Genomic DNA, 12331 nt, shown 5'->3' on the forward strand with positions numbered 1-12331 from the left:
ATAGCTTGCTCATAGTGCACAGTACCAAAGGAGGAGGCGAGAGCCGCCTTGTCCGATATTTTGCTCATGTCAGCCCGCCTGTTCGGAGAATCGCGACTGCTTGCAGCCGCTGCCCGCCTTCAAGCTCGACAAACTTGCCGACCGGCGGGTGCCGCCGCTCTATAGAGCGCGCATGCCGGTGGGTCCGCCACGCGCCCCCGTCAGCCCCACTGCTGGGCGCATCGCCATCGTGGAGGGTCGCGGGGACGCCCCGCCCCGCTCAATGGGCGCGGGCATCGTGAGGGTGGCGCTTGCTGATGACGGCCACAACGATTTCCATCACTCCCACCAGCAGATGCGGCCACCAGATTATCCCGGCAAAACCAAATAGACAATGCGACACCACCAGCAACGCGCCGCTGGCGCCATCCACCACGAACTGCGTGGGCAGCGGGATGAGTTTCGCGATGCTGAGTTCGTACGCCGTCAAGAGACTCATGATGATCGTCGCCGCACCCAGGATCTGGGGGAGCCATTGTTCGATGCCGCCGGTGGCGAAACCGAAGAGATAGGGCGCGACGATCAAAAGCGCCCCGACCAGGTCGTCGAGGATGGCATGAAAACGCGAACCGATGACCGCTAAACCACCCGGTGCTCGCCAAAGATGTTGATGTCGATGCCGCGATCGTCTGGGCTGGAATGATCGGCCGTGCGGATGATAACGCCTCCAAAGCTGGGTTTCGGACGTAACGATGCGACCGATTGATTGCAGCATCGCGCCGACTTGGCAGGGAACGCAATTACCGCTCGACGGTTCGCCTCAAAGTAGAGCGAGGGAGGGCACATGAAAACATTGGCGAACAGGCTGGGTCTGCGGGTCGACCCGACAATCTTCTTCTTTTCCGCCGGACTCAGCCTGGTGTTCGTCCTGCTTCTGGTCGCAGCACCTGGCACGATTGGTTCCGCTTTTGCCGACGGCCGGGCCTGGATCGTGACCAACCTGGGCTGGTTCTTCATCCTGGGCGTGAATGTGTGGCTGGGGTTTCTGATCTACGCTGCAATGTCGCGCCACGGACATATCCGCCTGGGCCCGAAAAACTCACGGCCAGATTACTCCAATCTATCCTGGTTCACGATGCTGTTCGCCGGTGGCATCGGCACGGTGCTGATGTTCTGGGGCGTGGCAGAACCGATCAGCCATTACCAGTCGCCGCCACTGCCCGGTGTCGAACCCTTCACCTTCGAGGCCGCACAGGACGCGATCTCGATCTCGCTCTATCATCTGGCGCTGCATACTTGGACAATCTTTGCGCTGCCGGGCCTGGCATTCGCGTATTTCATCAATCGATATGACCTGCCGGTACGGGTCAGTTCCGTATTCTATCCGCTGCTGCGCGAGCGGATTCACGGCCCCATCGGCAAGGCAATCGACATCGCCTCGATCCTCGGCACGCTCTTCGGGGTCGCGGTGTCGCTCGGACTGGGCTCGTCTCAAGTGGCTGCGGGTCTCTCGGCGCTCTTCGGCTGGTCCAACGATACCGGGCTGCGCCTGGCCATCCTGGGCGCCCTGACCCTTGTGGCAGTCGTCTCGATCGTCGCCGGCCTGGACAAGGGCGTCAGGGTTCTGTCGAACATCAATATCGGCATGGCGGTCGGCCTGCTGGTCTTCGTGCTCGTCACTGGGTCGACCCTGTTCCTGCTGCGCGGCATCGTCGAGACGGTCGGCCTGTATCTGTCGAACCTACCCAGGCTGGCGTTCTGGAACGACATGCTGCATGGCGACGGCACCGGCACCGGGGGGTGGGGCTGGCAGGGTGACTGGACGGTCTTCTACTGGGCCTGGACCGTCACCTGGTCGCCCTTCATCGGCCTCTTCGTCGCGCGGATCTCGCGCGGGCGGACGATTCGCGAATTCGTCTTTGGCGTGCTTCTGGCGCCGTCGCTCTTCACAGTGATCTGGTTCGCCATCTTCGGGTGGCAGGCGATTGCCCTTGACGGTTTGGGCGAAAGCGCGCGCGCCACCATGGGGCCGGCTGCCGGAGGTATCAGCGAGGCGGTTACTGAATCCATCCCGCTGGCGATGTTCGCGTTCTTCGCCGAACTCCCCTGGGCACCGCTTATGCAGGGGATCGCGGTGCTGATCGTGGCGATCTTCTTCGCGACCTCGTCGGATTCGGCGTCCCTGGTGGTGGACATGCTGTGTTCGGGTACCGCAGAGGCGGGCCCGGTTCGCCAGCGCGTGTTCTGGGGCTTGGCCGAAGGCATGATTGCCGCGACGCTGATCCTGCTTGCCGGTGAGGCTGGCCTCACCGCGCTGCAACAAGTGATCACGGTGGTTGGCCTGCCGATCTTCCTGCTGGTTTTCATGATGATACCCGCACTGATCCGAGGCTTTGCCGCTGAGGATATCGATCATGTCACCATCGGCAAGCGCCCAGCCCTCAGCGAGTTTGATTCACCTCCGTCCGACGCGCCGGACGCCGCAAAGCAAGCTCCTCAAAAGTCCGCGCACACGCAATGACCTGAAACGGCATTATTCGCCGCCGCCAGCGCACGTGCTCAATCCCTGTCTTCGGGCGGTCGCAAGGCGGCGACCTCGGCGGGGGTGATCGGGACTGAATAGTCATTGCCGAATGGCTGCGCACATAATTCGTTACCGCGGCGACTTGTTCGTCCGACATCTTGTATCCGAAACGCGGCATACCGTGATAACCGGTCAGGATGACACCCTGTGCGATCAGCAAGCCGTACTGACGCGGACGGCCTATTGCCCGTTCTCAACCTCTGCCGGTCGCCTGGCCAGGAGCTTGATGAGAATTGCTGCCCTCGGTTGCCCTTGCGAATGCCGGCGCAACGCTGTGTCCGCAGCATACTTCGAAGATGTCGGGAGGCGAAACGCCGATGCGAGTGCGGTAGTAGATGGTCGCGATCTACGCCTTTGTTGGACCGCGACCGCCCGCCTCTACAATGTCGACGGGTGTATCTGACGCCTTCAACATTGCGCGAATGCGGTCGACATGCACCTGCGCGTCGTTTGCTCGCTGCGAAAGCGCTGAAGACGATTTGCCATCGCCGCGCGTGTTCATCGTTGCGAGCAGGTTTTGACGCTCCTCGAACATGCGCAGCGCCGTCCAGAGTGTTTCCTCGATCTTCGCCGATTGCACTGCCAGAAGCACCGCCGACGTGAAGGCATGGCCGGTGTGACAGCGATACCGCAGGAGGTCGCCTTCCTTCATCTTCCAGAGAACGCCGCCGCAATCAGGGCAGTTGAACGGAACCTGATCACCGAGTTTTTCGACGGAGGGCAAGTCGCTCAGGACGCGTTTCGCGATCCTTGCTTCGATCACCACGTCTTCCGGAGGCGGCTCTCGCCTCCCGGGTGTCCCGCGCGCAAGCTTGGACAACAGGGCGCCCATGCGCGCTATTGGCACGCTGTGATCCACCCCGACATTGACGATCACAGAGCGCGGCATGTCCGGATGGGCGGCGTCATCAAGATCCTGGGCGATGCAGATCCCACCGCATCGCTTGATCGCCATCATGCCGCTTGTGCCGTCGTCCAGGTATCCGGTGAGAATTACTCCGATGACGCGATTGCCATGGTCGACCGCTGCCGAGCGAAACAGGGGATCTATCGCCGGTCTTGATCTGTTTTCGGGCGCGCCCTTGGTTATGAGTATCTTTTCTCCCTCGATCAGCATGTGCCGATCCGACGGCGCCACGTAGATTTTTCCAGGCTCGAAGCGCTCCCCATCCGTGGCATGCTGACAAGGCAGGACCCCGGCCTCGTCAAGAACGCGGACGAGAACATCTCCAGTCATCTCCGGGCTCATGTGATTGACGACTAAGACAGGTGCCGGGAAATCGCTCTGGAACTGTGCGACCAGGGCCTTCAGCGCCTGCATTCCTCCCGCAGATGACCCGACCACGACAAGCATGTCACCTTCCGGTTGAGCCATTTGCGTCTCCTTGCGTGAAGTGTCGCTCATCTTTGAAGCCGGTTCCAGCGCCGTCGAAGCGGACTTCGTTTCGCAAGACATACTTGGCACATGTCAGACCATCATCCTGATCTCAGGAACGCAACGCAGTGCAGGAAGTTCCTACGCGTCCCGCCCCATCGATGCTCGCGTGCGTTAACCTGGGGCCTGCGCCGCTGCCGACATTCATGGCCTCATCCGATGCCCTCGAGCCGGATAGGGGAAGAAGCGCACCGTGACGGCCGCTGACAAACGAGAGAAGGGCGTGGTGATTGGGCACGCCGACTGGCCGCAAAGCGCAGCGGGCCGAAGTCTTTCAATCATTGCGTGCGAAAGGGCCACCAGATACCATCCCGCTATGTCAAAACTTCCTCGCGCGGACTATCCCATCGTCGGTCTTGGTGGCTCCGCGGGGGCACTCCCGGCCTTTTTCGACTTCTTCGAGGGGCTGAGCCGACTGGGCGAGCGCCCTGGAATGGCCGTCGTCGTCGTCCTGCACCTGGGGCATGATGATGAGAGCCACCTCGTCGAGCTCCTCGAAGGGCACACGCTCTTGCCTGCGCGCGGGATCGAAGAGACGGTCGAAATCGAACCCGACGTCGTGTACGTGGTTCCGCCCGACAGGACCCTGGTGGCGGAGGACGGCCGGTTGGCGACGCGGGCGCGCAGGCGGGATGGCGAGGATCACCCGGTGGACGACCTGTTCGTGGCGATCGCCGCGGTTTATGGCGAGCGCGCCGGCGCGATCGTCTGTTCCGGAACAGGCTCCAACGGCTCGGCGGGCATTGCGAAGGTGCAAGAGGCGGGCGGCTGCGTGCTGGCGCAGTCGCCCGAGACGGCGGAGTTCGACGACATGCCGCGCCGCGCCATCAGCACCGGCTTCGTCGACGTCGTTTTGCCGACTCGGGAGATGGCCGAGACGCTCGCCAGGACTGCGCGGCGTCTCTGCGAGGCCGCGCCAGAAGGTGCAGTAGTCGAAGACGATACTGCACCGGCGGAGCGCCCCGAGCGCGGCGGCAGTCTCCACGCCTCAAGTCCCATGGCGCGCATCCTCGTCACACTGCGTGCCTGCGCCGGGATGGACTTCCGGCAATACAAGCCCGGCACGCTCGAACGGCGCATCGAGCGCCGGGCGCATCTGCTCAATCTGAACGGGATCGGGGAGTATGCCGACTATCTGCGAGAACACGAGCAGGACGCGGACGCTCTGGTTAAAGATCTTCTGATATCCGTCACCTCCTTCTTCCGTGACGTGGACGCCTGGCGGGCTTTGTCGGAGCTGGCGATTGCGCCGCTGGTAAAGGGCCGCTCCGCGGACGAAGGCCTGCGGGCCTGGGTGGCCGGCTGCGCGACCGGTGAGGAGGCCTGGTCGATCGCCATGTCGCTGTTCGAGGCGAGGCGGGCGAACGAGGGCGCGTTTCCGATCGCGATTTTCGCGACAGACGCCTCAAAAGCGGCTCTCTCAAGGGCCCGCGAGGGCGTGTATCCCGCCGCGGCCGTGCAGCATCTGTCACGTGAGCGGCGCGAGCAGTGGTTTGACACTCGCGACGACACGGTGTCGGTAAAAACGGAGTTGCGCGAGGCGATGATCTTCGCGCCCCAAAACCTTGCCTAGGAACCACGTGCTTCTGGTGGAGGACAACTACCTGGTTGCGCTCGACCTCGCCAGCATCATCGAAGACAGCGGTTGCATGGTGCTCGGCCCGGCGCCGACGGTCGAAAGGGCATTATCCATTCTCAAACAAGCTGAGCCAGACGTCGCGTTTCTGGATGAGAACCTGGACGGCGCGTCTGTCGCGCCGGTCGCGCACGCGCTCGCCCGGCGGTGCATACCGTTCATCGTCCACAGCGGTTATGCCTAGTCGATTTCGAGCTAACCACTCCTGCGGGACGCGCGCCGAATCCAGAAGCCTGCCTCACCGCATCAGATCCAGGCAGCGCTCGCTGACCTGATCTCCGCTGCGCAGCGTTGACCTCACGTCAATGCATCTTGCGCCGGCGCGAGATTTCTTTTGGTTCAGAATTTCCGCGATAAGGGGTTGCCGAGGAACTCCTCGATCGAATCGAAGAACCGCTTGTCCTCGATGTCGGAAATCCTATTTGCGAGGCGTTCGACCAAGTGGCAGTAGACAAGGCGTTGTCGTCGGCGAAGGCGCTGAACAGACCGTCGGCTCGGATGTCGGCGCGATTCTTGATGCCTACCAGACGCTCGTGGTGGGTGGTGCGCAACATGGAGCGCCTCCTATCTTCTGGATCACGCGCGCTTTACGGTGTGCGTCGAGATGAGATAATCGTAAGCGTCGACGATCGAACGCGCCTTAGCCGCTTCCTTAAGATTGCCATACGTTTCCTCGAGTTCGGACTTGGTCGCCGCGTAGGTGCGCACGGCCGTGATTTCTTCGAGCGTCACGCCCTCCTTTCCTTGATTCAAGGATCGAACAGGCAGAGCGCGATCAGGTCGTCGTTGCCATCATCGTGGAACGAGTCATCCTTCGAAAAGGTGGAGATCACGGGTATTTTCCAAACCGCGTCACGGTCCATGTCGAACGGCGCGCACATTTTGAGGAACAAGTTTGCCCGGCGCGCGTTGCTTCACGTGTGCAATTAATCGGGAGTATCCGCAAAAGTGACGCCAAGGGGCGCCATACGACCACCTCGCGCACGCTCCATGCCTTCGCGGGGGGAGCGTGTGTGATAGACACGCCGGGGAGGCGAAGCCTGCATGTCAGCGATGCCGGCAACGGTCTGGACATGCTCTTCGCCGAGATCACGGAGTTGGCCCCAAAGTGTCGGTTCAGGGATTGCAGCCATGCGCATGAACCTGGCTGTGCTGTTCAGGCCGCGGTCGCGGCGGGAGATCTGTCAGCGGCGCGTCTCGACCGCTGGCGCAAGCTAAGCGCAGAAAATCGCGCCAATACGCCCGGTCCACGCGGAAACAAGACCCAGGCCCCGAGCCGAAGGCGCCGGTGAGCGCGTAAGTTGCACTTGTGGTTTCCCGCCCCTCTGTGAAGCCGACCGCCGGGTCGACCGGCCCGGCCCTGAGTTGGCCATTGATGACGACGAAGCGTGGAGGAACGATCTTGAGAAAGCTATCCTGTATTCGGCCTCTTCCTGTGGCGACGGTCCTGCTTGGCGCATTCGTCGCACCCACCCTCGCGCAGGAGACAGGCGATCTTTCGACGCTGCGCCAAAAGGCGCTCGAGTTGACGAATACTGCCCGCGCTGAGGCAGAACTCCCCAAACTGGAACCCAGCGATATCCTGGATCGGACGGCGCAGGAGCACGCGGCCGATATGCTGGAGCGTGACTACCATGATCACGTCTCGCCCGATGGCGACACCACCCCGTTTGATCGATTTATTGCGACTGGCGGCAGCAATTGGGCGATCAGCGGCGAGAATATCGCCACCTGTGAAAGGTGCCCGGTCCCGCCGGATGCTGGCCGGGTGCGCGCCTTTCACGAAGGCTGGATGCAAAGTCCGGGTCATCGCGAAAACATCCTCTCAGACGGCTTCGACAGCTTTGGTTTCGGGATCGTCGGAGAAGGCAGCGCGGTATATGCCGTCCAAACGTTCTCCGGCCCCGGATCGGATGCAATTGATGGCGGAGATACACAGGCTCTGACGCTACAGGCCGCCCGCGAAATGGCGCTCGAGCAGATCAACGATGCGCGCACAGCGGTCGATCTCGATCCCCTGGACGGGAGTGAAGCACTGGACAACGTCGCGGAGCGCGTCCTCGAAAGTCTTGCCGACGATCCGGAGGCGCTGCCCGAGAACGTCTTCGAACTGCTGCCGGAGGGGTCGACCGGGTGGACGAGCCTCGCGCTGCAAACTGCCAGCCTCGGCGGATCGGGAGCCACGATGACACTCGAAGATGTCGCCACGATCATTTCCGAATGGTCCTCCTCCGATGAGACATATCAGTCTCTCGGCGGCGCAGCAGCATCGTACTTCGGGTTTTCGGCGGAGGCCGCAGACGACGGGCGTCTCTCTGCGGTCGCAGTTTTCGCCGGACGCCAGTAATTGCCAGAGTGAGCTGTGAGCGCCAAGGACAGGACCCCATGCCCGATACGACGCGCCCCCTTGTTTGCCATATCCCCGTCTGCCCGTTTTCCCAGCGTCTGGAGATCCTCCTTGAAAATTCAAGGAAGAGCTTTCGGCCAAGAGCTTCGATCACTTGTTCGGCTGACTCGGCCTAAACCTCAGCGATCAGGCGCATTTTCTTGATTGGTGGCTTCCGAAAGGCTCGCGCCTTGAAATCGAATCCGCCGCAAGCTTTGCGGCGCTTCGCCCTACCGTATGCAGCGACTTGGAACGTTGCCACCAGAACATGGGTTCTTGGCGCACACAAACTCGAAAGGAAAAAAATGTCATATCCTTCGGCAACCATCGCAACCATCACGGTCGCGCTTTTCGCATCGCAAGCACAGGCGCAGGCGTCGCCGCCCCTCGAAAATCAGCCCGAGGTCGAGGGCAGCGCAATCGGAATTTCTCAGCCGGATTCTGAGACCAGCGTGGCGACGCCCGCACAAGCACAGGACGAAACGCGCGAGATGGCCGAGCATTCTGCCGAGTCGGGATCGCTTGAAGACAGCGATCAGAGCGGCATGACGACACCGGCGGCGTTCCGGTTCGCGGGTTCGATGGCATCGCTGTGGACCCCGCAAATGGTGGAGGCGATCAATCAGGACATCCACGTGACGATGCCCCTGATGATCCACCCGCAAGAGTACTTCGACGAAGGCACCTATGTCTGGGACGCGTGGCCGATCCGAAACCCGGACGGCTCGGTGACCGAGTTCGACGGCTGGGTGGTGATGGTTGCCCTGAGTTCGACCTGGAACGAGGTCGAGGAGACCGGCCACGCCTTCTACACGCTGTCCGAGCTGCGCTATTGGTACACCCGCGACGGCGACTGGCGCCCTGGCGGCACGATCTTTGCGCGTGAAGAAGGCCTTGGGTCGCGCCAATGGGCGGGATCGGCGCTTTATGATCCCGAAGTCGACGAAGTGACGCTCTTCTACACGGCCGTGGGCGATCCCGATGCGCCCAGCTTGGACGAAGATCCGGCGCCGGGCACGGTATCGATCTTCAACGAGGCGATCGGCCGGCCTTCAACCGTCCAGCGGCTCGCCTCCGCCACGGCGACGGTTGCGGTCACGGACGATGGCATCGCCTTCGAGAATGTCGGCGATCATCGCATCATAGGCGAAGCAGACGGGTTCTGGTACGACACATACGAGACTTACCTCGCTTCGGAAGCCGTCTACGGGTTTCGCGATCCCGAATTCTTCACCAATCCGCTTACCGGCGAAGACCAGATCCTATTCACCGCCAACGCGGCGGGTGTGCCGGGGCCTTACAACGGCACGGTCGGGATGCTGACGCGCAATGACGAAGGCGACTGGGACCTGGAGCCGCCGATTCTGATTTCGGCCGGGGTGAACTCCCAACTTGAACGGCCCCATGTGGTGCTGCGCGACGACGGGCTCTATCTGTTTTTCTCAACCCACGACTTCACGTTTTCGCCCGAGGTCCACGGGCCGCGCGGGCTCTACGGGTTTCGGGCGGCATCGGGGAACATCCGCGGGCATCTTCAGCCGCTGAATGAACATGGGCTGGTCGCGGCGAACCCGCGAAACGCCCCTGCGCAGGTCTATTCCTATCTGGTTTTGCCGGACGGGCGCGTCATGAGCTACCTGAACGTGCTCTGGGGCTTCGCCCAGCGTCCGGAATATGCTGATCTCGAAATGTTCGGCGCGCCTGCCCCGATGTTCCAACTCGTGCTGGACGGCAACACCGCCATGGTTGGCGCACAGGATTCCGATGCGAGTGAATGACCTTCTACCGCCAGCGGTCGCGCTGGCGGTTTCCATTGCGTTCATGGCCAGTGCCGACACGCTCGCGCAGCATGGGGCGGGTTGGAGCCTGGGAGAGATCGATCTTGCGACGCCTTACGCGCAGCGCGCAGTCGTGCCGGTCGATGGGCCCGGCGCCACGTTTCGCTTCGACGGCAACTCGAATTGGCTCGAAGCCGGCGGGAGCGTCGCACTGGAGCCGTCCGATGGCCTTGCGGTGGGTGCCTGGCTCGCATTTGCCTCTCCACCCGGCGACACGGCGGCCATCCTCTATCTGGCACAGGATGGTCTGCTATTGGGCCTCAATCGCTGGCGGCAGCCCGAGATTCGACTCGGCAACCTCAGGGCCGCAGGGACCGATCCCTTGCCTGTTGGGGAATGGGTCCACCTTGCCGGCGACTACGACGGCGAGACGCTGCGCCTCAGGGTCGACGGTGATGAGGTCGCGCAAGCCGACGGCGGCGCGGTCGGGCCTATCGAGGGTCTCTTCGCGATCGGCCGGGCGCTCGATGCGGGTTTCCAGCAAGGCACGCATCCCTTGGGTGCGATCAGTGGCGTGTTGGGCGCGGTCACGTTCAGACGGTCGGCCGATCCGGTGACGCCGGGACCAAGGCCGGATACAACGCCCGACCTGGACGCTCCGGCTGTCTGGTTCGCGGACGACCCCGATCGTCCACGCGCTTTTCCGCTTGGGGCGACCGGGTGGACGAACGAGCCGCACGCGTTGACCTTGCGCGACGGGCTCTGGCATCTCTATTTTCAGGCCAACCCCAACGGCGCCTTCTGGCGGGATATTGTCTGGGGGCACCAGGTCTCGTCCGATCTTGCTGTCTGGGAACGGCGGCGCCCCGCACTCATGCCCACGACCGGCTTCGACCGGAGGGGCGTCTGGGTCGGCAACTGGATTCCGGACCGCGAGCCGCCCGCTGTCCTTTATTCCGGCGTCAACGGCGACTGGGCGGGCATTGGGCTTGCAAAGGCCGATCTTGAGGGCGGGCTGAGCCTTGCGCATGTCGTTGACCACGACACACCTTCCGAATTCCAGGACATGCGCGACCCGTGGATCGTCCGCACTGGCGACGCTTGGCTGATGCTTATCGGAACGGGATCGCGCGACCGTAGCGAGGCGCTCGTCTATACCTACCTTTCCGAAGACGGCAAAACATGGGAACGGACAGGTCTTTTCGATACCGGCGGCGCCGAAATGCCCGGGCAATATTGGGAACTGCCGGTGCTGTTGGAGATCGGGGACCGCTGGATGTTGATGGGCACCCCGGTCCTGGAAGGCGAACCGGCGCGCACACTTTACTGGCTGGGCGAGTTCGACGGCACCCGTTTCGTGCCGGAGGACCCCGAACCTCGGCAACTCGACATCCTGGCCACCTATCGGGCGCCCACCATGGCGCGCGGGCCGGAGGGCGATCTGGTTGCCATCGGCATCGTCGCGGACGAGATCCGAAACGAGCAGAAACGCCACGAATCGGGGTGGGTTCATGTGCTCACGCCCGCAACGAGGCTCGACCTTTGCCACGACAACCCGGACGACCTCTGTCAGGAATTCGTGCCCGCTTTCGCCGATCGCTTCGTGCGGATTCTGGACCAGGGCAAAGCCACGACGAGTGCCACCCTTTCGACCGGAGGGCGGCCTGTCCTCCTCTCCGCCGAGGTTGACGCGTCCAACGGGGGTCTGGTCCGCCTCGGAACGCGGGTCACCGATGAGGGAGAGGTAGCCGCTGAACTGACCATAGACGCAGGAACCGGCGCTGTTCGCCTCGATTATACGAACGGGCCGGTGCTTCCTATTGGACGTTCCTCGGTCATCGAAGGGATGATCCCGCCGAGCGAAACGATCACTATCGAGATCTTGATGGACGGCGCAGCCGTATTCGGGTCCGTGAACGGCCGGCCACTCGCCTTCCTCGCCTTCGCAATGGTGCAAGGCCGCGACGCACTGTATCTTTCGGCCGAGGGCGGCGCGCAGATCGAGGCGTTCCGTCTCGCTGGGCACGAGTAGTAGGTCCCCGTTTTCCTGTGCTCAGATCAAGACGCTCACATACAACCTTCAGCTGCGAGATATAATACCGGCGAGCGCATGAGGTGACTCTGTATGCTCTTTGAACGCGCGGCGAGTTGTGATTCTCTCTCTCCTCACCGAATGTGGGGGAGGCCATGGGGAACGCACTCAAGATCAGGGGTGAGCTGTCATCCGAGGCGCTGCGACGGGCGGCGCGTCGGGAAAAGGACGGGCGGGCGGCGGCCCGGATGTATGCGATTGCGCACGCGCTCGACGGGCTGAGCCGGGCGGAAGCGGCACGGCTGGCCGGGATGGAGCGGCAGGCGCTGCGTGACGCGGTCGTGCGCTACAATGCCGAGGGATTGGCGGGTCTCCACGACCGGCCGAAGGGGCGGCCACCGCGGCGGCTGAACGCGATGGAGGAGGCGGAACTCGCAGCGGTGATCCTGCGCGAGCCCGATCCCGACGCGGACGGCTGCTGTGCCTGGACCCGGGCAGACC

Annotated in this window: 12 protein-coding genes; 8 read left to right on the top strand and 4 right to left on the bottom strand. The window is 62.8% G+C overall.

From position 1 onward, the window contains the following. Positions 1 to 259: 259 nt before the first annotated feature. The gene (locus IM708_RS18985) at positions 260 to 754 is read right to left on the bottom strand and encodes a hypothetical protein (protein ID WP_245243326.1); all 495 of its coding nucleotides are present in this window, start codon (positions 752 to 754) and stop codon (positions 260 to 262) included. Between the two features lie 69 nt (positions 755 to 823). Here IM708_RS18985 and IM708_RS18990 point away from each other — a divergent pair, with 69 nt between their 5' ends. Then, entirely contained in the window at positions 824 to 2500 is a 1677-nt protein-coding gene (locus tag IM708_RS18990; protein ID WP_209428137.1) for a BCCT family transporter, read from the top strand. A 409-nt stretch (positions 2501 to 2909) separates the two neighbouring features. Here IM708_RS18990 and IM708_RS18995 read toward each other — a convergent pair whose 3' ends face one another. Continuing rightward, the gene (locus IM708_RS18995; protein WP_209428138.1) at positions 2910 to 3938 is read right to left on the bottom strand and encodes a chemotaxis protein CheB; all 1029 of its coding nucleotides are present in this window, start codon (positions 3936 to 3938) and stop codon (positions 2910 to 2912) included. 253 nt (positions 3939 to 4191) lie between these two features. On the opposite strand from IM708_RS18995, the gene IM708_RS19000 reads away from it, so the two are divergent. Then, on the top strand, positions 4192 to 5571 hold the full coding sequence (locus IM708_RS19000) for a chemotaxis protein CheB (protein WP_209428139.1): 1380 nt from the start codon (positions 4192 to 4194) through the stop codon (positions 5569 to 5571). 16 nt (positions 5572 to 5587) lie between these two features. Further along, positions 5588 to 5818: a hypothetical protein gene (locus tag IM708_RS19005; protein ID WP_209428140.1), complete on the top strand. Its 231-nt coding sequence runs from the start codon at positions 5588 to 5590 to the stop codon at positions 5816 to 5818. A gap of 118 nt (positions 5819 to 5936) precedes the next feature. Here the strand turns inward: IM708_RS19005 and IM708_RS19010 are convergent, their stop codons facing one another. Together IM708_RS19010 and IM708_RS19015 are read right to left on the bottom strand one after the other, a co-directional pair. After that, a complete protein-coding gene (locus tag IM708_RS19010; RefSeq protein ID WP_209428141.1) occupies positions 5937 to 6188 on the bottom strand; it encodes a hypothetical protein in 252 nt (83 codons plus the stop codon). 22 nt (positions 6189 to 6210) lie between these two features. After that, the gene (locus tag IM708_RS19015; protein WP_209428142.1) at positions 6211 to 6366 is read right to left on the bottom strand and encodes a hypothetical protein; all 156 of its coding nucleotides are present in this window, start codon (positions 6364 to 6366) and stop codon (positions 6211 to 6213) included. Positions 6367 to 6554: 188 nt separating this feature from the next. On the opposite strand from IM708_RS19015, the gene rsgA reads away from it, so the two are divergent. From rsgA to IM708_RS19040, 5 genes are all read left to right on the top strand, one after another. Continuing rightward, positions 6555 to 6926: a GTPase RsgA gene (rsgA, locus tag IM708_RS19020; RefSeq protein WP_348525007.1), complete on the top strand. Its 372-nt coding sequence runs from the start codon at positions 6555 to 6557 to the stop codon at positions 6924 to 6926. Between the two features lie 110 nt (positions 6927 to 7036). Beyond that, the gene (locus IM708_RS19025; protein WP_209428143.1) at positions 7037 to 7981 is read left to right on the top strand and encodes a CAP domain-containing protein; all 945 of its coding nucleotides are present in this window, start codon (positions 7037 to 7039) and stop codon (positions 7979 to 7981) included. A 230-nt stretch (positions 7982 to 8211) separates the two neighbouring features. Continuing rightward, the gene (locus IM708_RS19030; RefSeq protein ID WP_209428144.1) at positions 8212 to 9798 is read left to right on the top strand and encodes a glycoside hydrolase family 68 protein; all 1587 of its coding nucleotides are present in this window, start codon (positions 8212 to 8214) and stop codon (positions 9796 to 9798) included. Continuing rightward, positions 9791 to 11830 carry a LamG-like jellyroll fold domain-containing protein gene (locus tag IM708_RS19035; RefSeq protein ID WP_209428145.1) on the top strand — a complete coding sequence of 680 codons (2040 nt, stop codon included), beginning with the start codon at positions 9791 to 9793 and terminating at the stop codon, positions 11828 to 11830. The genes IM708_RS19030 and IM708_RS19035 overlap by 8 nt, the downstream gene beginning before the upstream one ends. Positions 11831 to 11985: 155 nt before the next feature. Further along, on the top strand, positions 11986 to 12331 hold a 346-nt coding region (locus IM708_RS19040; RefSeq protein ID WP_209428146.1), incomplete at its 3' end, for a helix-turn-helix domain-containing protein.

It is taken from the genome of Pararhodobacter sp. SW119 (genome assembly GCF_017811755.1).
Classification (GTDB): domain Bacteria; phylum Pseudomonadota; class Alphaproteobacteria; order Rhodobacterales; family Rhodobacteraceae; genus Pararhodobacter.

Excerpts from the sequence above, each read along its gene's own strand:
- IM708_RS18990 (WP_209428137.1), top strand. The coding sequence starts at position 824 with ATGAAAACATTGGCGAACAGGCTGGGTCTGCGGGTCGACCCGACAATC.
- IM708_RS18995 (WP_209428138.1), bottom strand. The coding sequence starts at position 3,938 with ATGGCTCAACCGGAAGGTGACATGCTTGTCGTGGTCGGGTCATCTGCG.
- IM708_RS18985 (WP_245243326.1), bottom strand. The coding sequence starts at position 754 with ATGCTGCAATCAATCGGTCGCATCGTTACGTCCGAAACCCAGCTTTGG.
- IM708_RS19010 (WP_209428141.1), bottom strand. The coding sequence starts at position 6,188 with ATGTTGCGCACCACCCACCACGAGCGTCTGGTAGGCATCAAGAATCGC.